The sequence below is a fragment of the Dyella sp. genome, from assembly GCF_035685805.1.
Lineage (GTDB): Bacteria > Pseudomonadota > Gammaproteobacteria > Xanthomonadales > Rhodanobacteraceae > Dyella_A.
Map to the genome: position 1 here is coordinate 60,652 of NZ_DASSAB010000034.1, position 22,144 is coordinate 82,795.

The 22,144-nt window shown below is 69.1% G+C and carries 23 protein-coding genes; 12 read left to right on the plus strand and 11 right to left on the minus strand.

Annotated features, from left to right (window positions below; genetic code table 11):
- Nucleotides 1-143: 143 nt before the first annotated feature.
- Together egtD and egtB are read right to left on the minus strand one after the other, a co-directional pair.
- Nucleotides 144-1,127, minus strand: a complete 984-nt coding sequence (egtD, locus tag VFG40_RS08195; RefSeq protein ID WP_324896815.1) for an L-histidine N(alpha)-methyltransferase — start codon at nt 1,125-1,127, stop codon at nt 144-146.
- A complete protein-coding gene (gene egtB / locus VFG40_RS08200; protein ID WP_324896817.1) occupies nt 1,124-2,374 on the minus strand; it encodes an ergothioneine biosynthesis protein EgtB in 1,251 nt (416 codons plus the stop codon). Before egtB ends, egtD begins: the two co-directional genes overlap by 4 nt.
- A 205-nt stretch (nt 2,375-2,579) precedes the next feature.
- Here egtB and VFG40_RS08205 point away from each other — a divergent pair, with 205 nt between their 5' ends.
- Nucleotides 2,580-3,017, plus strand: coding sequence for a DUF6491 family protein (locus VFG40_RS08205; protein WP_324896819.1), 438 nt, complete (start codon nt 2,580-2,582; stop codon nt 3,015-3,017).
- A 95-nt stretch (nt 3,018-3,112) separates the two neighbouring features.
- Here the strand turns inward: VFG40_RS08205 and VFG40_RS08210 are convergent, their stop codons facing one another.
- From VFG40_RS08210 to VFG40_RS08220, 3 genes are all read right to left on the minus strand, one after another.
- Complete coding sequence (locus VFG40_RS08210; protein ID WP_324896821.1) at nt 3,113-3,565, minus strand: hypothetical protein; 453 nt, start codon at nt 3,563-3,565, stop codon at nt 3,113-3,115.
- Nucleotides 3,566-3,627: 62 nt separating this feature from the next.
- Nucleotides 3,628-5,817, minus strand: coding sequence for a bifunctional 23S rRNA (guanine(2069)-N(7))-methyltransferase RlmK/23S rRNA (guanine(2445)-N(2))-methyltransferase RlmL (gene rlmKL, locus VFG40_RS08215; RefSeq protein WP_324896823.1), 2,190 nt, complete (start codon nt 5,815-5,817; stop codon nt 3,628-3,630).
- Nucleotides 5,814-6,341, minus strand: coding sequence for an alpha/beta fold hydrolase (locus VFG40_RS08220; protein ID WP_324896825.1), 528 nt, complete (start codon nt 6,339-6,341; stop codon nt 5,814-5,816). The genes rlmKL and VFG40_RS08220 overlap by 4 nt, the downstream gene beginning before the upstream one ends.
- A 60-nt stretch (nt 6,342-6,401) precedes the next feature.
- On the opposite strand from VFG40_RS08220, the gene VFG40_RS08225 reads away from it, so the two are divergent.
- The 6 genes from VFG40_RS08225 (at nt 6,402) to VFG40_RS08250 (ending at nt 11,687) form a co-directional block, all read left to right on the plus strand.
- Nucleotides 6,402-6,959 (plus strand): N-acetylmuramoyl-L-alanine amidase, encoded by a 558-nt coding sequence (locus VFG40_RS08225; RefSeq protein ID WP_324896827.1) that lies wholly within the window; start codon nt 6,402-6,404, stop codon nt 6,957-6,959.
- Nucleotides 6,960-7,052: 93 nt separating this feature from the next.
- Entirely contained in the window at nt 7,053-7,919 is an 867-nt protein-coding gene (gene tesB / locus VFG40_RS08230) for an acyl-CoA thioesterase II (RefSeq protein ID WP_324896829.1), read from the plus strand.
- A gap of 19 nt (nt 7,920-7,938) precedes the next feature.
- Nucleotides 7,939-8,331 (plus strand): putative signal transducing protein, encoded by a 393-nt coding sequence (locus VFG40_RS08235; RefSeq protein ID WP_324896831.1) that lies wholly within the window; start codon nt 7,939-7,941, stop codon nt 8,329-8,331.
- Between the two features lie 27 nt (nt 8,332-8,358).
- Nucleotides 8,359-8,961 carry a biliverdin-producing heme oxygenase gene (locus tag VFG40_RS08240; RefSeq protein ID WP_324896833.1) on the plus strand — a complete coding sequence of 201 codons (603 nt, stop codon included), beginning with the start codon at nt 8,359-8,361 and terminating at the stop codon, nt 8,959-8,961.
- Nucleotides 8,958-10,868: a GAF domain-containing protein gene (locus tag VFG40_RS08245; protein WP_324896835.1), complete on the plus strand. Its 1,911-nt coding sequence runs from the start codon at nt 8,958-8,960 to the stop codon at nt 10,866-10,868. The genes VFG40_RS08240 and VFG40_RS08245 overlap by 4 nt, the downstream gene beginning before the upstream one ends.
- Before the next feature lie 93 nt (nt 10,869-10,961).
- On the plus strand, nt 10,962-11,687 hold the full coding sequence (locus VFG40_RS08250) for an arginyltransferase (RefSeq protein WP_324896837.1): 726 nt from the start codon (nt 10,962-10,964) through the stop codon (nt 11,685-11,687).
- 165 nt (nt 11,688-11,852) lie between these two features.
- Here VFG40_RS08250 and VFG40_RS08255 read toward each other — a convergent pair whose 3' ends face one another.
- Entirely contained in the window at nt 11,853-13,379 is a 1,527-nt protein-coding gene (locus VFG40_RS08255) for an FMN-binding glutamate synthase family protein (RefSeq protein ID WP_324896839.1), read from the minus strand.
- Nucleotides 13,380-13,425: 46 nt separating this feature from the next.
- The gene (purT, locus tag VFG40_RS08260; protein ID WP_324896841.1) at nt 13,426-14,616 is read right to left on the minus strand and encodes a formate-dependent phosphoribosylglycinamide formyltransferase; all 1,191 of its coding nucleotides are present in this window, start codon (nt 14,614-14,616) and stop codon (nt 13,426-13,428) included.
- A 130-nt stretch (nt 14,617-14,746) separates the two neighbouring features.
- On the opposite strand from purT, the gene VFG40_RS08265 reads away from it, so the two are divergent.
- The 3 genes from VFG40_RS08265 to VFG40_RS08275 all read left to right on the plus strand — a co-directional run bounded on the left by VFG40_RS08265 (nt 14,747) and on the right by VFG40_RS08275 (nt 17,250).
- A complete protein-coding gene (locus tag VFG40_RS08265) occupies nt 14,747-15,613 on the plus strand; it encodes an SPFH domain-containing protein (protein WP_324896843.1) in 867 nt (288 codons plus the stop codon).
- Between the two features lie 87 nt (nt 15,614-15,700).
- A complete protein-coding gene (locus tag VFG40_RS08270) occupies nt 15,701-15,886 on the plus strand; it encodes a type II toxin-antitoxin system antitoxin (protein WP_324896845.1) in 186 nt (61 codons plus the stop codon).
- A gap of 11 nt (nt 15,887-15,897) precedes the next feature.
- Nucleotides 15,898-17,250, plus strand: coding sequence for an alpha/beta hydrolase (locus VFG40_RS08275; RefSeq protein ID WP_324896847.1), 1,353 nt, complete (start codon nt 15,898-15,900; stop codon nt 17,248-17,250).
- Nucleotides 17,251-17,260: 10 nt separating this feature from the next.
- On the opposite strand, the gene VFG40_RS08280 is transcribed toward VFG40_RS08275, so the two are convergent.
- Together VFG40_RS08280 and VFG40_RS08285 are read right to left on the minus strand one after the other, a co-directional pair.
- Nucleotides 17,261-17,662, minus strand: a complete 402-nt coding sequence (locus VFG40_RS08280; RefSeq protein ID WP_324896849.1) for a hypothetical protein — start codon at nt 17,660-17,662, stop codon at nt 17,261-17,263.
- 51 nt (nt 17,663-17,713) lie between these two features.
- A complete protein-coding gene (locus VFG40_RS08285) occupies nt 17,714-18,109 on the minus strand; it encodes a DUF423 domain-containing protein (RefSeq protein ID WP_324896851.1) in 396 nt (131 codons plus the stop codon).
- Between the two features lie 79 nt (nt 18,110-18,188).
- Here VFG40_RS08285 and VFG40_RS08290 point away from each other — a divergent pair, with 79 nt between their 5' ends.
- Both VFG40_RS08290 and VFG40_RS08295 read left to right on the plus strand, forming a co-directional pair.
- Entirely contained in the window at nt 18,189-18,806 is a 618-nt protein-coding gene (locus VFG40_RS08290; protein WP_324896853.1) for an SCO family protein, read from the plus strand.
- On the plus strand, nt 18,806-19,300 hold the full coding sequence (locus VFG40_RS08295; RefSeq protein WP_324896855.1) for a copper chaperone PCu(A)C: 495 nt from the start codon (nt 18,806-18,808) through the stop codon (nt 19,298-19,300). The genes VFG40_RS08290 and VFG40_RS08295 overlap by 1 nt, the downstream gene beginning before the upstream one ends.
- A gap of 11 nt (nt 19,301-19,311) precedes the next feature.
- Here the strand turns inward: VFG40_RS08295 and VFG40_RS08300 are convergent, their stop codons facing one another.
- Nucleotides 19,312-20,184 carry a cytochrome c oxidase assembly protein gene (locus VFG40_RS08300; RefSeq protein WP_324896857.1) on the minus strand — a complete coding sequence of 291 codons (873 nt, stop codon included), beginning with the start codon at nt 20,182-20,184 and terminating at the stop codon, nt 19,312-19,314.
- Between the two features lie 85 nt (nt 20,185-20,269).
- On the minus strand, nt 20,270-22,144 hold the full coding sequence (locus tag VFG40_RS08305; RefSeq protein WP_324896859.1) for a GldG family protein: 1,875 nt from the start codon (nt 22,142-22,144) through the stop codon (nt 20,270-20,272).

The following is a 22,144-nucleotide window of genomic DNA, read 5'->3' on the forward strand; positions in this document are numbered from 1 at the left end:
ATCCGGCGCGAGCTGCCAAGGGACATCATGGGGCGGAGTCGGCGGGAACCGCGTTGGTTTCCAGCGGCGAGCGGCGCCGCTCGCGCCGCTCCCGATGCGCCACACAGCGTGCCCCGGCCTTGCCGGAGCACGCTGCGGGCGTGTCAGCCGGCTGCGCCGGCGCGCACCAGATACTGCACGCTGAACATGCGCTCAGGATCGAGCCACACGTCGCGTACTTCCAGCCCCGCGCGACGGGCCAGGGCGGCGAAATCTTCGACCGAATACTTGCAGCTGTATTCCACCTGCATCGCCTCGCCATCGCGAAAGCGCACCAGCTGCCGGCCCACGCTCACGCTCTGCTCGGCGGTGCTGACGATGTGCGTTTCGATGCGACCGGCCATCGGGTTGTAGCGCGCGCGATGGCGGAACTGCGCCAGGTTGAACTGGCTTCCCGTGGCGTGGTTCACGTGGGCGAGCATGTTGAGCGTGAACTCGGCCGTGACCCCGGCTGCGTCGTTGTAGGCAGCCTCGAGCAAAGCGGGGTCTTTCTTCAGGTCCACGCCGATCAGCAGCCCGCCGCGCTCGCCCATTTCGCTGCGCATCTTGCGCAGCAGGGTGGCGGCTTCGGCGGCGTCGAAGTTGCCGATGGTGGAGCCGGGAAAATAGATCACCGTGCGGCGCGCGGCACGCGGCGAGATCGGCAGCCGCAGCGCCTTGGTGAAGTCCGCGCACAGCGGCTGCATTGGCACGTGCGGAAAACGCTCCGCCAGCCGCTGCACGCTCAGGCGCAGCGGCTCGGGGGAAATCTCCACCGGCACGTAGGCCACCGGGGCGTCCAGGTGCTGCAGCAGGATGTCGGTCTTGATCGCATGGCCGCTGCCGTACTCCACCAGACGCACGTCCGGCCCCAGCGACTGCGCGATCTGCGCGCCCAGCGACTGCATCAGGGCGATCTCGCAGCGGGTGAGGTAATACTCCGGCTGCTCGCAGATCTGCTCGAACAGCTGCGAACCGCGCTCGTCGTAGAACAGCCACGAGGGCAGCCGCTTGGGGCTGGCACGCAGGCCGCGCTGGACGATCTCCAGCACCAGGTTGTCCGGCGGACGGCGGTCGTCGTCGCGCAGGTCGGCTACTTGTGAATTCATCGATCGTGTCCCAGTCGAATCCCTGCGAACTGCCAGCGGGCATGTGGTGGAAAGAAGTTGCGGTAGCTTGCGCGAAGGTGGTCGCACGGCGTGACACACGAGCCGCCACGCAGCACCCACTGGCCGTTCATGAACTTGCCGTTGTACTCGCCCAGCGAGCCGGGCAGCGGCTTGAAGCCCGGATAGCTCACGTACGGCGAGCCGGTCCATTCCCACACGTCGCCGTACATCTGCAGCAGGCCCTCGCCGGCCGTGGCCGCCTGCGGCTGCAATCGCCCGCGCTCCTGCAGGTTGCCACGCAGGGGCAGCCCGCGCGCGGCGGTTTCCCATTCGGCCTCGGTCGGCAGGCGGGCACCGGCCCAGCGCGCGAAAGCATCGGCCTCGAAATAGCTCAGATGGCAAACCGGCGCGTCCGGGTCGATCGGCCGCACGCCGGCCAGGGTGAACTCAGTTGCCAGCGCGTCATCCCAGTACAGCGGGTGCTGCCACGCTTCGGCCTGCACCGTAGCCCAGCCGTCGGACAGCCACAGGCCGGCTTCGCGATAGCCGCCGTCATGCACGAAGGCGCGGTACTCGGCGTTGGTCACCAGGCGATTGGCCAGCGCGTGCGGCTGCAGCAGCGTGCGATGGCGAGGCGTTTCGTTGTCGAACGCGAAACCGTCGCCGTCGTGGCCGACCTCCACCACGCCCTCGGCGCCGGTCACGAAACGCATGGCCACGGCGGCCTCGGTCGAGGGCGCAGGCGCCTTCTCGGCATAGGCCGGCCGCATCGGGTTGCACCACAGCGCATGCTTGATATCGGTGAGCAGAAGCTCCTGATGCTGCTGCTCGTGATTGATGCCGAGCTCCACCAGGCTTGCCAGCTCCGGGTCGTCGCTGCTGCCCAGCCATTCGCTCACCGCGTCGTCCACGTAACGCCGGTAATCGAGCACCTGCGCCAGCGTCGGGCGCGACAGCAATCCACGCTGCGGGCGCGCGTGCATCGGCCCGACCGACTGGTAGTACGAGTTGAGCAGCACCAGCCACTCGGGATGGCGCGGGCGGTGGCCGGGACGTCGCCCCAGCACGAAGTGCTCGAAGAACCACGTGGTGTGCGCGAGGTGCCACTTGCCCGGACTGGCGTCGGGCATCGACTGCACCATCAGGTCCTCGGCGCTGAGCGGCGCACTGAGCGCGACGGTGGCCTGGCGGACGTGGAGAAAGCGCTGCTGGAGCTCGCCTGCGCGGGCCAGGGACGCTTGCGTCATGGGGTCACCCTGCGATGACGGAAGCGGTTTGTCGGGCGGCCGGGGCGCTTGGTCACGGGGTTGCCGAGATCGAAATCGTGAGGCCGCGATGGTGCCGCAGGCAACGTTCAGATCCTGTGATACGGCGATGGCGGATAGTTGTCAGGCGTCACAGACACCCCCTGCGGCGACTGCCGACCACCCACCCGACATGTGAGGCCCCTGCATGAAAGTACTCGGCTCCTTCCTCTGTCTGGCCCTGATCAGCGCCCACGCGATTGCTGCCGACGGCCCACAGGCACGCACGCCGATCAAGCCGATCGGCGACTGCATCCGTATCGATCAGATCAACGAGTGGCACATCGTCGATGCACGCACGGCGACCGTGCGCACCGGCCCCAAGCGCTACCGCGTCAACCTCACCCACGACTGTCCGCGGCTGCTGCTGGGGCCACCTGGACTGTTCTTCCACCCGAACGAGGCCAACCAGGCGATCAGCGCCGGGCGCATCTGCGGCGAGGTAGGCGAGACCGTGTCGTCGGTACAACAGCCGCCGTGCGCCATCGCGTCGGTGCAGATGATCGACAAGGGCGCGTTCGAGCAACTGTCGGTCCAGGCACGGCGCCACGGCAATGCCGCCGAATTGCCTCCGGCGCAACCCTGAGCGGTGCACAGCCCCGGTTCCGCAGAGCATAAAAAAAGCCCGGCGTTAGCCGGGCTTTTTGGTTCAACCTTGCATGCGCGATGCGCGAGGACGCGTCAGTCGTCGTAACCGTCGTCGCGGACGTAGCGGGTCGGATAACCGTCGTCGTAGACCACGGTGCGGGTTTCCACCACACGACGCTCGACCACCGGCCGCTCTTCGTAGATGACGGTGCGCGGGCGGCTGTAGACGACCGGTCGCTCGTAGTAGACCGGCGCGGGATTGACCGCCGCATCGACCAGGCCGATGACTGCGCCGGCCACCACCGCGCCCGCGATCCAGCGGCCGCCGCTCCAGTGGCCGCCGCGGTAATAGCCGCCGTGGCCGTAGCCGCCGTGATAGCCACCGTGATGACCGCGGTAGCCGCCGTGATAGCCGTGATAGCCGCCGTGGTAACCGCCGCCGTGGCGGCCCCAGCCGCCGGCCGTGGCGCTGAGCGGAAGTGCCAGGGCCGAGGCCACCATCACGCCGAGTGCCGCGCCGCGGATCTTGCCGTTGATGCGAGTCATGACTTTCCTCCGTCTATGCCCGATGCATGCTCGGCTTCGTCGACTTAATGTGCACTGAAACCTCACCGACGCTTGATGCGTGCGGTATCCCACGGGTTCGCCCCGCCCTCCACCGCGTGCGGCCGCAGCAGCCAGCAGCCGTGGATGTCGGTGCGGCGGCCGAAATCGAACGGGATGCTGGGGGCGGTCCAGTCCTCGATGGTGAAGCGCTCCTCCAGCGCCGCGCGATCCAGCGCGAAGCGGCGGAAATTGTTGGAGAACACGATCACCCCGTCGTTTGCCAGCCGGTCGCCGCAGGCGTTGAGCAGGGCGACGTGGTCGCGCTGCACGTCGAAATCCTCGGCGCGCTTGGAGTTGGAGAACGTCGGTGGATCGACGTAGATCACCCCGTAGCGATCGCGCTCGCCGCGCAGGAACTCCAGCGCATCGGCCTGGATCAGCTTGTGCGTGCTGCCGGTGAAGCCGTTCAGCGCGAGGTTGCGCGAGGCCCAGTCCAGGTACGTGGCCGAGAGGTCCACGCTGGTGGTGTCGCGCGCGCCACTGGCCGCCGCATAGACGCTGGCGGTGGCGGTGTAGGCGAACAGGTTGAGGAAGCGCCGGCCCTTGGCCAGCTCGCGCAGCCGCGCGCGCACCAGCCGGTGGTCGAGGAACAGACCGGTGTCGAGGTAGTCGGTGAGGTTGACCAGGAACTTCAGCCCGCCCTCTTCCACTTCGACGAACTCACCGCGCTGGTCGAACTGGCCGTACTTCGACCCGCCCTTGCCGCGCTCGCGGGTCTTCAGCGCGATGCGCTCGCGCGGCAGGCCGAACACCTCGCCCGCCACGCGGGTGATCTCGCGCATGCGCGTGCGCGCCGTTTCCACCGGGATCTCCACCGGCGCGCGGTATTCCTGGATATGCAGCCACGTGTCGCCCGCCGCATTGGCGTAGACGTCAATCGCGGCAGCGTACTCGGGCAGGTCCTGGTCGTAGGCGCGCCAGCAGTGGATGCCTTCGCGCTGCAGCCGCTTGCGCAGGTGCTTGAGGTTTTTCTCCAGCCGGTTCTTCAGCATCTGCGCGCCGGGCGACAGCGGCTTGGATTCGTGCGGCATCGCCTCGCGGGCGTGCAGCTCGAAGATCAGCAGCACGGTTTCCAGCGCGCCGTTGTAGAGCGTGTACTTCTTCTCCGCGCGCAGCGGCATGGCGCGGCCCAGCTCCACGTCGCCGGCCAGCACCGCGGCGCGCCAGCCGGTGAAGCGCGCGCGCAGCATCTCGCCCAGCGCGCGGTACAGCGGCGGCATCTGCTCGCGCTCGCCCAGGCGCTCGCCGTAGGGCGGGTTGGTGATCACCAGACCGCGCTGCACGCCCGGCGGCGGCGCCACGTGCAGCGCGTCGTGCCGATCCAGCGTGAAGAAGCCGGCCACGCCCGCCTCCTGCGCGTTGCGCTTGGCGGTCTGCACCATGCGCGGGTCCGAGTCGGAACCGAAGAAGCACGGGCGCAGCGCGCGCAGACCGGCCTCGGCGCGCTGGGTGGCCTCCTCGTGCAGGCGCTTCCACAGCGAAATGTCGTGCTGCGCCCAGCCGAGAAAGCCGAAGTACTCGCGGTGCAGGCCCGGCGCCACGTCGGCGGCCATCCAGGCGCCTTCCACCAGCAGCGTTCCGGAGCCGCACATCGGGTCGAGCAATGCGCCGCCCTCGGCGTAGATCTGTGGCCAGCCGGCGCGCAGCAGCATCGCGGCGGCGAGGTTTTCCTTCAGCGGCGCCTCGCCCTGCAGCTCACGCCAGCCGCGGCGGTGCAGCGGGCTGCCGGAAAGATCCAGCGACAGCGTGGCGCGATCGCGGCGCAGGCGCACATTGATGCGCACGTCCGGCTCGTCGGTATCCACGCTGGGACGCTCGCCGTCGCGCTGGCGGAACTGGTCGACCACCGCGTCCTTCACCCGCTGCGCCAGGTACTGGCTGTGGGTGAGCTTGCTCAGCGTGGTGTGCGCGTCCACCGCCAGCGTGGCGCGACTGGCGAGATGGCTGGACCAGTCGATCGATTGCACGCCGGCATACAGCGCCTCGTCATCGGCCGCCTCGAACTCGCCCAGCGGCAGCAGCACGCGGCTGGCCAAACGCGACCACAGGCAGGCGCGGTAGGCGGTTTCCAGCGTGCCGGAAAAATGCACGCCGGCGACCGTCTCGCGCAGTTCCTCGCCGCCGAGCGCGGCGAGTTCATCCTTGAGCAGGTATTCCAGGCCCTTGGGGCAGCTGGCGAAGAATGCCGTCATGCGCGCGCCGCCAGTTGATCGAGGAACAGGCGGAACTGGCCGGCGATGGCGTCCACGCTGGCGCCGAGGCGGTGGTCGTCGTCGAGGATCAGTAGCGGCAACTCGCGGCGGGAAGCGAAGGTATACATGTCGTCCAGCGGGCACAGCTCGTCGCGCCAGCCGTGGATGAGCATCGTGGGCACGTCGGGCGTCACGTCGAAATCGACATCCCAGCCGGGAATGCGCTCGGGCGTGGCGAGCAGGAACAGGCCGGCCACGGAATGCTCCAGCGAGGCCAGTCCCGAAACGAACGCGCCCATGCTGGACCCGACCAGCACCGGCGGCGCCGACTGCGCCGCGATCGCGGCACGCAGGCGAGCCAATCGCGCCGGTACGGACCCGGCGTGGCCCAGCGCATCGTCCTCACGGTAGTCAGGGCGCAGCGTGGTCCGGCCCAGCGATTCGGCGAGCGCGGCCAGCGCGCTGACCTTGGTGGCGTCGGGGCCGGAATCGGAACCGTGCGAGAGGATGATCGGGCTGCGCATGGCGGCTCCTGGGCGGGGCGGGCCGTCCATGATACCCGGCGCCGTGCGAGACTTTCGCCCATGCCGCCACGCATCCACGACCACCCCCTGCCCTACGTCGACTGCCTCGCCGAGCGCCCGGCCAGCGCGGTGACCCTGGTGGTGATCCACTGCACCGAGCTGCCGGACCTCGCCACCGCGCGCGAGTACGGCGAGCGGGTGCAGCACGAAAGCGGCACCGGCAACAGCGGGCATTACTACATTGACCGCGACGGTCGCATCGAACGCTACGTCCCGGGCACCCGCGTGGCGCACCACGTGCGCGGCTTCAACCCGCATTCCATCGGCATCGAGCTGGTGAACCTGGGGCGCTATCCGCACTGGTGGGATGCGCGCCACCAGACGATGACCGAGCCCTATCCGGACACGCAGATCGCCGCGCTGGTGGCTTTGCTGGCCCGGCTGCGGCGCGAGTTTCCGGCACTGCGCGAAATCGCCGGACACGAGGACCTGGACACGGCGCGGATGCCGGCCAGCGACGATCCGTCGGTGGAAGTGCCGCGCAAGCTCGATCCGGGGCCGCTGTTTCCGTGGGACGCCGTGCTGGCAGCGTGCAGGTTGCGACGCATCCGGGACTGACACCGGCCGGTAGTCTGCTGTTTGCGGCCGATCCGCCCCGGCATCCCGCCCCGCTATAATCGCCGGCTACTTTCCCCACCTATCGAGCGGCACATGCGCGAGGAACACGTCCGGGAGCTGGTCGACCTGCTCGACCTGGAACGGCTGGAAGACAACCTGTTCCGTGGCCAGAGCCGCGACATCGGCACGCGCTTCGTGTTCGGTGGCCAGGTGCTGGGCCAGGCGTTGTCCGCCGCCCAGCGCACGGTCGATCCGCGGCGCGAGGCGCATTCGCTGCACGCGTACTTCCTGCGCGCGGGCGACATCGAGGCGCCGATCGTCTACAGCGTGGAACGCACCCGCGACGGCGGCACGTTCTCCTCGCGCCGGGTGGTGGCGATCCAGCACGGCCAGCCCATCCTCAACGGCTCGATCTCGTTCCAGGAACCGGAAAAGGGCTTCGAGCACCAGACCTCGATGCCGGAGGTTCCGGCGCCGGACGACGTCGAGCCGATGCGCCACCTGTCGCCCGAGGAGCTGGCCAAGCTGCCGGTGAAGCTGCAGCGCTGGCTGGGCATCGACGGCCCGTTCGAGTTCCGCCAGGTGTGGCCGCGCGACGACCTGCACCCGGTCAAGCGCCCGCCGATCCAGCACATCTGGTTCCGCCTCACCGCGCCGATCGACGACTCGGCGATCCTGCACCGCGCGCTGCTCGCCTACGCGTCGGATTTCCACCTGATCGGCACCGCGACGCTGCCGCACGGCATCTCGTACATGACCCACAACGTGCAGATGGCCAGCCTCGATCACGCGCTGTGGTTCCATCGCCCGTTCCGGGTGGACGAGTGGCTGCTTTACTCGTTCGACAGCCCCACCGCGCAGGGCGCACGCGGGCTGGCGCGCGGGCAGATCTTCAGCCGCGACGGCCGCCTCGTCGCTTCCACGGCGCAGGAAGGCCTGATCCGCCTGCGCGACAGCTGACCACCGACGGACCTGTCCCATGCGCCAGCTCTACACTTCGCCGCACCAGCCCAACATCGATCGACTGGTCGCGCTGCTCAGCGAGCACGACATCACCTGCTCGGTGCAGAACGTCTCGCGCTGGAACAAGCCCGGCTACCAGCGCTTCAGCTACATCCAGCAGCGCGAGAGCCGCGATCAGTGGCCGCAGGTGTGGGTGACCCACGCCGACGATTACACCCGCGCCCGCGAACTGCTCAAGCAGATCGGGATCGAGCCGGTGATCCGCCACGCCGAGGCGCTGGCAGAAGCACGCAACCCGTCGCCGCTCGCGCGGCGCCGCAGCGTGGTGACGCGGGTGCGGCGGATCGTGCTGCTCGCCGTGGGCGGCGCCATGGTGATCCTGATGCTGCGTTACATGAACGTGCTCTAGCGCCGGTCTCTTTGCCTGCGTTCTTCGATGGCCGACTCTCCTGACTCGCCCGCGCACCGGCACCTGCGCGAAGCCACCCGCGCGGAGCATGCGGCCGCCGAGCGCGCGCCGATCATGCAGTCGCTGCTGCATGGCACGCTGGATGACACCGCCTACGTCCGGCTGCTGATTGCCCAGCATGCGGTCCACCGGTCGTGGGAAGCGCAACACGCGGCCTGGCTGGCCGGACCGGTGGCAGCGGCAGGCTGGCGTTACAGCTCGCGCACCGAGGCGCTCGAACAGGATCTGTGCGAGCTAGGCGCTGGCGACAAAGCTGAACCGATCGACGCTAGCGAACCGATGCATTCACCGATGATTCGCGACCCATCCGCATCATGGGGCGAACTCTATGTGATCGAGGGTTCCGCGCTCGGCGGCCAGTTGCTGGCCCGCACGCTTGGCAAGCGCTTCCCCGGACACGCCCACCACTTTTTCCGCATCGGCCAGCACGCTGGCCGCGGATCCTGGAGAGCGTTTCAGATGATGCTTGATCAACATCTCCCCGATGCCACCTCGCGACACACGGCCACGCTGGCCGCCCGTGCCATGTTCCATCGTTTCCAGCGGATGCTGGAGGCGGTGCGCCTGTGAGCGCCGGTCCCGCGCCGGGCCCCGGCGCGGCGGATCTCAGCGAGTGCGCGCGCGAGCCGATCCACGCGCCCGGCTCGATCCAGCCGCACGGCGTGTTGCTGGTGGTCGACCGCTCCAGCGGCCTTATCGTGCAGGCGAGCGACAACGCCGGCGACGTGCTCGGGCTGCCGCTGGAGCATCTGTTCGGCGCTGACTGGCGTGCGCTGCTGACGCTGGACAAGCCGCTGGACGAGCAAGCCACGGCGCCCTGGCACAGCCCGTGGATGCGGGTCATGCTGAGCCGCCGGGCGGAGCCGCCGCCGGTGCGGTGGGTCGCGGCGTTCCACGACGATGGGCAGCATCTGCTGATCGAACTGGCCCCGCATGCCGAGCGCTTCGACGAGGACCCGCTTCGCCGCAGCTATGAACTGGGCCGCCAACTGGACGCCGATCGCAGCGTCGATGCCGCCGCCGCACGGGTGGCACGCAGCCTGCGCCATTTGCTGGGCTACGACCGGGTGATGATCTACCGGTTCGACGCACACTGGAACGGCGAGGTGATCGCCGAGTCGCTGCGCCGGGGACTCGAGCCGTACCTGGGGCTGCATTACCCGTCCACCGACATTCCCGAGCAGGCGCGCGCGCTGTACCTGCGCAACCGCGTACGCGCCATCAGCGACGTCAACTACACGCCCAGCCCGATCCTGGCGGCGGGCGAAGGCACCGACGGACAGCCGCTCGATCTCAGCGACGTCTCGCTGCGCAGCGTGTCGCCGGTGCACCTGGAGTACCTGTCCAACATGGGCGTCACGGCCACGCTGGTGGCCTCGATCATCGTCAACGGCAGGCTGTGGGGCCTGATTTCCTGTCACCACTACCGCCCGCGCTACGCCGACCACGAGATGCGGGAGCTGGCCGACGGCGCGGCGATGGCGCTGGCCGCGCGCATCGGCGCGATCCAGGCGATGAACAAGGAGGAGCTGGAGAGCAGCCTGCTCACCGTGCGCGAGAAGCTGATCACGGCCTTCGACGAGCGTGACCAGATCGACGCGAACCGGCTCGCCGAGCTCGCCCCGCAGCTGCTTGACGTGGTCGATGCCGACGGCGTGGCGATCTTCGCCGACGACGAGATCACCACGTACGGGCGCGTCCCCGATCGCGAGAACCTGCTGCGTATTCGCGCGCAGGTGACGCCGATCGCCCCCGACCACGATGCAATCAGCGGCGTGCTGCACACCCACGCGCTGGGCGAGCGTTTCCCCGCGCTGGCCGACCTCGCCACCATTGCCGCCGGCGTGATCTTCATGCCGCTGGCACCGGACGCGCGCAGCGCGATCCTGTGGACGCGCCGCGAGATGGTCCACGACGTGCGCTGGGGCGGCAATCCGCACTTATCCAAGCTGCAGTCGATCCCCGGCGCACGGCTGTCGCCGCGGCAGAGTTTTGCCGCCTGGCAGGAAACCATGCGCGGCCAGGCGCGGCCGTGGGCGCCGGAGCACCTGGAGTCCGCGCGCAGCCTGCGCGTGCTGATCGAGCTGATGGAACGCAAGCATTACCAGCGCCACACGGCCCTGCTTTCCTCCTCGCTGGAACGCGTGCGCGAAGGCGTGCTGATCGTGCAGGCAGGGAGCCAGGCATGGCACGACGCCCATATCACCTTCGCCAACCAGCGCCTTGCCAGCCGCCTCGGCCGCTCGCCGCGGGACCTCATCGGTGCTCCGCTGCTCGCCCTGCTGCACGAGCCGGCGCGCCAGCGCGCCACGCTGCAGCTGGCCCAGATGGACCTGGAGCACCGTCAGCAAGCCCTGCTCAGCGTGCAGCTGGCACACGCCGACGGCCGGCCCCACCCCGCGCGGCTGGCGATCGAGCCGGTGCGCGACGAGCACGGCCAGCTCACCCACTGGCTGGCGATCGACCACGACGATTGACCGCCGCCGTCCGCGGCAGCGGCGGAAACGGCGGAAACGGCGCGCGGCCATGCCGGTTGATTCACGGGTGCTGCACAGGCATAGAATCGGGCCATGCGCTCCGAACGCGTCCGCCTGTTCCAGACCCTGCCCCACGCCTGCGGCTATTTTGCCGAGCGCACGGCGCAGAACCTGGTGATCGATCCAGCTGCGCCGCAGCTGGATCAGCTCTATGGCCCGGCGCTGGAGCGCGGCTTCCGTCGCGCCGGCGGCCACCTGTACTTTCCCAGCTGCCCGCAGTGCAAGGCCTGCACGCCCTGCCGCATCGACGTGGCGCACTTCACGCCCGACCGGGCGCAGCGGCGCTGCCTCAAGCGCAATGCCGACGTGGCGGTGCACGAGTGCATGCCCGGCTACAACGCCGAGCGCCATGCCCTGTACGAGCGTTACCTGCGCACGCGTCATGCCGGCGGTGGCATGGACGAGGCCGAGGCGAGCGACTTCCGCCGCTTCCTCACGGCGCCGTGGAGCCCCACGGTGTTCCTCGAGTTCCGCGCGGGCGCGCGGCTGCTGGGCGTTGCGGTGACCGACGTGTGCCTGACCGGGCTGTCGGCGGTGTACACCTTCTTCGATCCGTCCGAGTCGGCGCGCAGCCTCGGCACCTACGCCATCCTGCAGCAGGTGGAACTGGCCCGGCGCCGCGGCATCCCCTGGGTATACCTGGGTTTCTGGATCGAGGGCCACGCCAAGATGGATTACAAGCGCCGGTTCCGCCCGCTGCAGGTACGCGGCCCGGACGGCTGGCGCACGCTGCCGCCGGACGAGCCGCGCAGGGCCTGAGCGGCGCAGAGGCATGCGGCGGCTTCTGCCCCGCGACCCTCGTCAGCCTGCCCGGCGGTCGGGCATAGCACACCCGTCAGCAGCACGCGTCGTCCTCGCCGCGCCGCGGCAGCTGTGCGACGCGCACGAATGCAGGGTGCCCGCGTGCGTGCCGGGTCAGCCGGATCACGCCACGGTGCGGTCCGTCCGTGCGCGCGGCTGCGGATAGGGGAAAAGCTTCTCCAGCGGTACCGACAGGCCGTCGTCGCCCACCACCCGGCAGTGGCTGCGCGACAACTCGCGCGGGTCGTCCAGCCCGCAGCTGTGGGCGATGATGCCGACCTCGTGCATCACGTTCTTCGCGTAGTGGTAGACCTTCTCGCTCTTGTCGGTAACTACCAGCCCGCGCTGCAGTTTGGGGTTCTGCGTGGTGATGCCGGTGGGACAGGTGTTGCGGTTGCACTGCAGTGACTGGATGCAGCCCAGCGACAACATGAAGCCGCGCGCCGAGTTGACGAAGTCCGCACCCATCGACATCGCCCACGCCACCTCGTAGGCGGTGATGCACTTGCCCGAGCAGATCACCTTTATGCGCTCGCGCAGGCCGCGCGCGATCAGCGTGTTGACCAGCTCCGGCAGCGCCTCGCGCAGCGGCAGCCCAACCCCTTCCATCAGCGTCTGGGGCGCGGCACCGGTGCCGCCCTCGGCGCCGTCGACGATGATGAAATCCGGCGCGCTCTCGATGCCGCGTCGGTCAACCTCGTCGCACAGCTGCTCGATCCACGCCATGCCGCCGAACACCGCCTTGAAACCGGTCGGCTTGCCGGTAAGTTCGCGGACGTGCGCGATGGCGTCCATCAGCTGCGCCACGTTGGCGATATCCAGGTGACGGTTCGGGCTCTGCGAATCCTGCCCCACCGGGATACCGCGGATCGCGGCGATCTCCGGCGTCACCTTGGCCGCCGGCAGCAGGCCGCCCATGCCGGGCTTGGCGCCCTGGCCGAGCTTGATGCTGACCATCTTCACCTGCTTGTGCGCGCAGATCGCCATGAGCTTGTCGTCGTCCAGGCGGCCATCGTCCGTGCGCACCCCGTACTTGGCCGTGCCGATCTCGAAGATGATGTCGCAGCCGCCTTCCAGGTGGTAAGGCGCAAGCCCGCCCTCGCCCGTGTCGAGCCAGATGCCCGCCTTCGCCGCGCCGATCGACAGCGCCCGTACCGCCGGGGCGGACAACGCGCCGAAACTCATCGCCGAGATGTTGAAGAACGCGGCGTGGTCGTACGGCTCGCGCGCGTGGGGGCCGATTCGCAGCGCCCTGGGCTCGACGTGGTGGTCGCCCAGTGCCGGAAACGCCGCATTGACGAAGAACGGCACGCCCTCGGCGCGCAGGTCGCGGGTGGAGCCGAAGGCGTTGGTGTTGTCTGTGTTCTTCGCCGCCCGATAGACCCACACCCGCTCGGCGCGGTTGAACGGCAACTCCTCCCGATCGCTGGCGTACAGGTATTGGCGGAAGAACTCGCCCAGCCGCAGGAAGCCGTAACGGAAATGCCCGATCACCGGGAAATTGCGCAACACCGAGTTGGAGGTCTGGTTGCGATCGACGAACCAGGTCACCAGCAATACCGCCAGCGCCACCGCCAGCAGCAGCAGGAACAGTGCAGCGCACACCTGCACCACCACGATCAGCCAGTGCGCGAATCCGGATGTTTCCATGCCCTGTCTTCTCCCCTGTTGGATTGCCTGCCGCTGCCCGCGCCGATCAGCCCGTCGGCAGCTCCACCCGCAGCGCTGCCGCCGCACGAATCGCCTTGGCCTTGGCCGCTTCGATGCTCTGGTCGCGCGCCAAGGTCACCGCCATGCGCCGGCGGCCCTTCACCGCCGGCTTGCCGAACACGCGCAACTGGGTGTCCGGCTCGGCCAAGGCCTCGGCCAGCCCGAAGTACTGCGGTGCCTCGCCCTCGCCCTCGACGAGCTTGGCACATGAAGCCGAGGGTCCCAGCTGGCGGATCGCCGGGATCGGCAGGCCGAGGATTGCCCGCGCGTGCAGGGCGAACTCCGACAGATCCTGCGAGATCAGCGTGACCAGCCCGGTGTCGTGCGGGCGCGGGCTCACCTCGGAGAAGATCACCGCATCGCCCTTGACGAAAAACTCCACGCCGAACACGCCCCGGCCACCCAGCGCGGCGGTGATCGCCTCGGCCTGACGCTGCGCCTCCGCGAGCGCCGCATCGCTCATCGGCTGCGGCTGCCACGACTCGCGGTAGTCGCCGTCTTCCTGGCGATGACCGATCGGCGCGCAGAACGCGGTACCGTCGCGATGGCGCACGGTGAGCAGGGTGATCTCGTAGTCGAAATCGACGAAGCCCTCGACGATCACCCGCCCCTTGCCCGCGCGACCGCCCGCCTGCGCGTAATCCCACGCTGCCTGCAGCGTCGAGGCGTCGCGTACGACGCTCTGGCCCTTGCCCGAGGAACTCATCACCGGCTTGATCACGAACGGGAACCCCAGCGCATCGGCCGCGGCGCGGTACTGCGCCTCGTCGTCGCAGAAGCGATACGGCGAGGTGGGCAACCCGAGCTCCTCGGCGGCCAGCCGGCGAATGCCTTCGCGGTCCATCGTCAGCCAGGCGGCGCGCGCGGTGGGGATCACCGTCAGCCCGGCCTTTTCCAGCTCCACCAGCGTAGGCGTGTGGATTGCCTCGATCTCCGGCACCACCAGGTCCGGCTGTTCGGCCTCGATCACGGCGCGCAGGGCGGCGCCGTCGAGCATGTCGATCACGTGGCTGCGGTGCGCCACCTGCATCGCCGGCGCATGGGCATAGCGGTCGACCGCGATCACCTCCACGGCAAGGCGCTGCAGCTCGATCGCCACCTCCTTGCCCAATTCGCCGGAGCCAAGCAAGAGCACGCGCAGGGTGCGGTTCGAAAGCGGCGTGCCAAAAGGCTTCATGCGGGGTCTCCGGTAGGTCTGGCGGCCCATTGTAGGGGCGGCCTTGCAGCACCGGCCGGTGCCGCCACGAGGCACTTGCAGGTTGATATCAATTTGATATCCAATATCTGCAACTAGGGGAGATAACGTCATGAACGAACGCAAGGGTTTTTCGATCGTCGGCATTCCGTTTATCGGGGTCTGCGTGGTGTTGGCGGCCCTCGGCCTGGCGACGCTGCTCCACGCCGCGCCAGGTCAGGATGCCGCGGGAATCGTCACCGGCATCCTCGTGCTGGTGATCACCGCTTTCATGCTGAAAGGGTTCTTCCAGGTGGCGCCGAACGACGGCCAGGTGCTGCAGCTGTTCGGCAAGTACGCCGGCACGGTGCGCGAGGCCGGGCTGCGGTGGACCAACCCGTTCTACAGCAAGCGCCGGGTCTCGCTCCGGGTGCGCAACTTCGAGAGCGGCAAGCTGAAGGTCAACGACAGCGACGGCAATCCGATCGAGATCGCCGCGGTGGTGGTGTGGCAGGTGCTGGACACCGCCGAGGCGGTGTTCTGCGTGGACGATTACGAGAACTTCGTGCACATCCAGACCGAGTCGGCGCTGCGCCAGATGGCGCAGAACTATCCCTACGATGCGCATGACGACGCCAAGCCTTCGCTGCGCAGCCACGGCGAGGTGATCAACAACCATCTGCGCGACGAGATCCAGGCAAGGCTGGAAAAGGCCGGCGTGCAGGTGATCGAGGCGCGCATCAGCCACCTCGCCTACGCCCAGGAGATCGCCCAGGCGATGCTGCAGCGCCAGCAGGCCAATGCCATCGTGGCGGCGCGCGAACGCATCGTCGAAGGCGCCGTGGGCATGGTCGCGATGGCGCTGGACCAGCTGCGCGCGCAGGGCGTGGTGGAGCTGGACGAGGAGCGCAAGGCGGCAATGGTCAGCAACCTGCTGGTGGTGCTGTGCGGCGATCGCGCCACCCAGCCGGTGGTCAACGCCGGCAGCCTGTACAACTGAGGAGACCGGGCATGAGCGTGCTTCCCGTGATGATCGTGCTGTTCGTCGTGGCGCTCGCGTCGCGCCGGCGCACCACCCGCTGAGCGCATGGCGGCCGAGAAGAAAGCCTATCCGCTGCGGATCAGCGCCACCGTGCTCGAGGCGGTGCAGCGCTGGTCCGAGGACGAATTGCGCAGCGTCAACGCGCAGATCGAGTACCTGTTGCGCGATGCACTGCGCAAGGCCGGGCGCCTCAAGCCCGGCAAGACCGAACCCATGGACGACGACTCGTAGGGAGACACCCGATGAAGATCAACGCGGCACTGCACACGTCGCTGTCACTGCTGTCGGTGCTCATGCTGGCCGGCGGCCTCGCCGCGCCAGCGCAGGCGGCCACCGCTGCCTGCAGCGCCCGCTCCGCAGCGATCCTGCAGAACCTGCGCGCCGGGCACTATGCCGAAGCCACGCGCGATTTCGACGCCGCGATGGCGACTGCCCTGCCCGCCAGCCGGCTGCAGGCCGTGTGGACTGTGGCATTGCCGGCCCAGATGGGCGCGCTGCGTGACAGCGATCCGCCGCAGGCGCAGGTGCTGGCGAGCGGAGAAGCGGTGCAGACCTCGCTGCACTTTGCCAAAGCCACCCTGCTGATGCGCGTGGCCTGCAACAAGGAGGGCAAGGTAACCGGCCTGTTCTTCACCCCTGCACCGGACGGTGCTGCCCAGGCCTCGCCGCCCGCCGGACTGAGCGACCGGTCGCTCGCCGTCCCCTCGCCGCCGGGGCCGCTGCCTGCAACGCTCACGATGCCCGCAGGCCGTGGGCCGTTCCCGGCGGTGCTGCTGGTCGCCGGCTCCGGGCCGAACGACCGCGACGAGACGATCGGCCCGAACAAGCCCCTGCGTGACCTCGCCGTAGGACTGGCGGAGGCCGGCATCGCCTCGCTGCGCTACGACAAGCGCACGCTCACCTACGCCAGCCAGCTCACCGGCACCGCGCTGACGGTGGACGACGAAGTGACCGATGACGCGCTCGCCGCGCTGACCCTGCTGCGTCGACAGCCGGGCATCGACGAGCATCGCGTCTTCGTGCTCGGCCACAGCCTGGGGGCGCTGATGGCACCGCGCATCGCGCAGCGCGACGGGCGGCTCGCGGGCCTGGTGCTGCTGGCGGCACCGCAGCGACTGGATCTGGATCTGGTGCTGCGCCAGCTGGGTTACCTCGCCTCGCTCCCGGACACGCCGAAGCGGGCGATCGCCGGGCAAATCCGCCAGGTGAAGACGGCGCGCGACGCGCTCGCGCACGCCGATCCCGCACACCCGCCAGCCGGCACGTTCTTCCACGCACCGGCCAGCTGGTGGCAGAGCCTGGCCCATTACGACGCCGTCGCCACCGCGGGCCAGCTGAGGCTGCCGCTGCTGGTGATGCAGGGACTGGACGATTTCCAGGTCACGCCGGAGCAGGACTTCGTCGCGTGGCGGAAGGCGTTCGCAGGCGACGCTCGAGTCACGCTGCGCGGATACCCGGGCCTGGGGCATCTGTTCATGCCGGCCGGCGATCCGCCCTCGCCGGCGGACTATGCGCGGGCGGGACACGTGCAGCCGCAGGTGATCGCGGACATCGCCGGTTGGATCGCACGGCAGGCACCACGGCCCGCCGCCTGATGCGAACGCCTCAGCGCGACGCCAGCGCGCGCGGCTGCAGGCCCGGCATGCCGAGCACCCTGGCCTCGCCGCGGACGTCCTGCACCAGCAGCAGATCGCCCAGCTGGGCGATCGAGTCGACCTCGCCCACGCCGTCGCGCTCACCCAGCCGTTGCAGCGGCGCGCCCGTGGCCGCGTCGTAGACCACCAGCTGATGCGCGGCGCGATCGGCTACCAGCAGCCAGTCGTGGCGGCTGTCCTGCCAGCGCACCAGGCGATTCTCGGACGGTGACGCCGGGGCGTGCCCGTGGCGATCGCCGCCGAACAGCAGCGCGCCGGCGAGCGCCAGCAGGGCAAGGCCGCCGGCCAGCTGACCGAACAGGCGGGGGCGGTCGCTGGCCGGGGACGGCGCGTGGATCGACAGGGTGCTCATGCCGGCAGATTGCCGGCACCAGGTGACATGCGGATGACGCAGGCGCGTCCGTCAGTCGGACCGCGGCGCCCGTCGCATGGCCATCGCCAGCGCAATCCAGCCGGCGATGAACCCCAGGCCGCCCAGCGGAGTGATCGCGCCGAACCAGCGCGGCGCGCCCAGCGCCATCAGGTAGAGGCTGCCGCTGAACAGCACGATGCCGACCGCAAAGGCACCGATGGCGAACCCGGCGGCACGCCCGCGCCCGGCGTGCACTGCCAGCGCCAGCGCCAGTGCGTGCCAGAGCTGGTACTGCGTGGCGGTATGCCACCAGCCGAGGGCGTCGGCATCGAGCCGGCCGCGCAGCGCATGCGCGCCGAAGGCCCCAAGCAGCACGCCGCTGGCGCCGGCGATCGCAACCAGCAGTGGCCCAGCGCGGCCAAGTCGGGTGGCAGGTTGTCGCAACATCGGGCGATTTCCTCGGTGGAAGCGCTGGCCGCACGACGGCGTGTCGTATCCTTGCGGGATGGCCATTTCCGATCTTCGCATGCGCGCACGCCGCGCCGCCCCGTGGCTCGCCTGCGCGCTGCTTTTTGCCGCAGCGCTGGTGCTGGCCGGCTGCCAGCGCAGCGAGCCGCTGCCGTTCCGGCTCACCCAGGTGACCGGCCACATGCCGGACCTGGATTTCCAGCTCATCAACGACGAAGGCAAGCCGGCCACGGGCGCGGACTACCGCGGCAAGGTCGTGCTGCTGTACTTCGGCTACACCCACTGCCCGGACGTGTGCCCGCTTACGCTGGCCCACCTGCACGTGGTGATGCAGCGGCTGGGGCCGCTGGCCGACGGTGCGCGCATTCTGTTCGTCTCGGTGGACCCGGCGCGCGATACGCCCGAGGTGATGCACGCGTACGTCAACGCCTTCGACAAGCGCGCCGTCGGCCTGACCGGCAAGGCGGGAGATATCGAGGCGTTGAGCAAGCGCTATCGCTCGGCCTTCAGCCGTGAGCCCGATCCGGGCGATGGCAACTACGAAGTGAGCCACAGCTCGGCGATCTACATCTTCGACGGCCAGGGCCACGCGCGCCTGCTGTCCACACCAGCGGATTCGCAGGATGACCTTGTCCACGACCTGCACCTGCTGCTCGACCCCGGAGTCCAACCGTGATGCCCCGTTCCGCTTCCCTCGTTCTGGCCGCCGGCCTGCTCGCCGCCGGCGCGGCCCACGCCAGCCAGGCGGATCATGTGCGTGCCGAAGGCGCGTGGATCCGCGTGCTTCCCGCCGGGCTGCCCGCTGGTGGTTATGTGACGCTGTACAACGAGGGTGATCAGGCCGTCGCACTGACCGGTGCCGGCAGCACCCGCTACGCGCACGTGATGCTGCACCAGAGCACCACCGCGGGCGGCATGGGCCGCATGAGCATGGTCGAACGGCTGGCGATTCCCCCCCACGGCAGCGTGGCGCTCGCGCCGGGCGGCTACCACCTGATGCTGATGCAGGCCGGCGCGACCGTCAGCCCCGGCGACACCGTGCCGCTGATGCTGGATTTCGACGACGGAAGCCGCCTGCCGGTGGCTTTCCTGGCCCGCCCGGCCAACGCGGTGGATGCGGGTGACGCGCCGGCCGAGGTGCCCGCGGCCGAGGACGAACACGCCCACTGAGATCCGGGGTTTCAGCGGTTGCCGGCTGCCGCGGCGCGTGCGGCGGCGGCGCGACGACGGTCATCGCTCTCGCGGCGGATGCGTCCGCTGCGCGATAGCCGCAGCCACTGACGCAGCGCAAGCAGGCCGCCGATCGACTCGATGATCGCCGCCGGCACCCACATGATCACGCCACCCACCAGCTGGCCGGTGAGCACGTTGAAGGTGAAGGCCCGGCCGCAGATTTCGAAGATCGGGTAGAGGTCGGTCTTGGAGAACGTGACGATCGCGCCGGCCAGGATCTGCGGCGTCATCGTGATGGCCGGCGAGAGCACGCGCAGGCCCGGCGTCATGCGCCCCGGTGGCCGCGGGCGGTGGTCCAGCACCAGCCACCAGTAAATGAAGCCGCTGACCACCATCGACCAGTTCATGAAGCGGTAGATGCGCCAGTCCAGCATCGCCAGCGTCTGCATGTGCGGAATCAGCCACACCAGGATGAAGGCCACGAAGGTCAGCGTGGCGATCGCCGGATTCAGCAGTACCGCGCTCGCCCACCGCGCCGGCCAGGTGCGCTGCAGCGCCCGCAACCGCACGCGCAGCGGCAGCGACAGACCGGCGCGCAGCACCGTGCCGGGGTAGCAGGCAATGATCAGCAGCGGTGCCAGATGGTGCAGCAGCACCTGCTGGATGCGGTGCATGAAGAACTCGTGCTCGGCGTAGTAATCGAAATACGTGTGCAGCGACACGTAGATCATCACCATGCCGGTCCAGAACGACAGCTGCCGGCCGCGACTCACCCGCAGGCGCGACGCACCGCGCACGTACAACACGCACGCCAGCACGAACGTGGCCAGGAACAGCCACGAAAACTCCCACGGCACGAGCCATTTCAACAGCGTCGACATTACCTTGCGATCCGAGCCACGGCGCCCGCAAAGCCCGTCAGCTTAGTCGCCGAGGCAGGGACGATCACGCGGCACATTGCCACCCTCACACCCGCCGTCGGCTGCGACGCGTGCGACGCCACCCGTAGAGCAGCCCGAACAGCGTGATCAGCGCCGGCACGACGACGATGTTGATCACCTTCACGCGCAGCCCGAGGGCGTCGATCTCCGCATTGAGCTGGTGCTGCACGTCGCGCAGCTCCTTGCTGATCGCCAGCTTGCGCTGGAGGAACTGCTCGATCTCGCGCTTCTGCTCGGCGCTCGCCTGGCTGTCGCGACTGCCGCGCGCAGGCTGCAGTTCGTCCAGGCGGCTGCGCGTTTCGGCCAGCTCCCGCTCCAGCTCCTGCTTCTTGGCCAGAAACTTCTGGTCGGCCGCGCTCTGCAGCGCCTGCACGCGCGTGAACGGACGCTGGGAGGTCAACCGTCCGCGGATCGACAGCAGGGCGGACGAGCCGCTGAGGTTGTCCACCAGGTTGGTGATGAAGTCGCCGTTGCTGGCGAACGCGTTGAGCATCGGCTGGCCCAGGAAACTCTGGGTGTCGACCCACAGGCGGTCGGTGAGCAGATCGGTATCGGCCACCAGGATTACTTCGGTGCCGGGCGCCGACTGGGCTCGGTGGCCCGGTTCGCGCCGCTCCGGAAAGGCACTGGGCAAGGTGCCGCGCAGGCGCGCGGCGAGCACGTAGCGGCTGGCGTCGGGGACGTAGTCGCGCAACAGCAGGGTCGGATCGCTGCTCGACTCCACCACCCGCTGCACCGGCACCGCGTGTGCGTCGGCGCTGGCCTGCAGCAGCGGTATCAGCCGCGTCGAGGCGTCCGGCGCCAAGTCGAAATGCCCGGCCGAGGACAGGTCGATCTGCTGCAGGCTGGCGGTGACCGCGTCGCTTCGGTTGATCTCCTGTGCGCCCAGCCCGAGCATTGCCGGATGGCTGAAGCTGCTGTCGCCCAGCTCGATCTTCAGCGCGCGCGACCGGTCCAGCACCACGCTGCGATCGTCGAACAGCACGCCCCACGCCTTGAACAGACGCGGCAGGTCCGAATTGTGGTCGTCGGTGACACCGGTGGCCGCGTTGACGAACGGCGCAGTGTCGAGTTCTGCATAGGGATCGACGAACACCACCAGGTGTCCGCCGCGCAGCACGTACTGGTCGATCGCGTACTGGGCCGCGGCGGACAGATGCTTCGGATGCACCAGCAGCACCACCGGCAGATCGTCGCTCAGCCGGGTCAGCGAGTCCGGGTCGATGGTCTTGATCGAGAACAGCTGCTGGAGCTGGCCGAGCACCGCCCAGGCGGGCTCGCCGATGACCGGGTTTCCTTCGATCGGCAGCGAGCTGATCAGCCCGATCCGCGGCTTCTGCGTCTCGTTGAGCTCGAACAGCAGCTTGGCGATGTCGTATTCGAGGAAAGTCTCGCGGGCCGGATCGAAGAATGCGATGCCCAGTGTCTTGCCGTTCGCTCCGGTCGCCACGCCATCGGCCGGGAGCGTGGTACCGACCAGGCCGAAGAACACCCGTTCGCCGTTGCTGCCACCGTTGAGCGGAGTCAGGCCGTTGCCCTCGGCGCTGGCCTCATCGTCGGAGTACGGCACCGGATCGATCACCTGCAGGTGCAGCTTTCCAGCCGAACGGGCAACCATTTCCTGCAGCATCTCGCGCACCCGCTGCTCGTAGCTGCGCAGCTGTGGCAAGTCGCGGGCGGCGTGGTCGGAGAAATACAGCGTCAGGCGCAGCGGTCGCTGCAGCGAGCCGACGATCTGCACCGTGCCCGGGGTGAGCGTGTAGAGCCGGTCGGACGTGAGATCGACCCGGGCCACGTGCATCCAGCGGCTGAGCGCCAGCGTGAGCCCCACGAACACGAGCACCAGCGCGACCAGCGCGAGGCGCAGGCGGGAGCGGCGCGAAAGCGTCCAGCGCGTCAC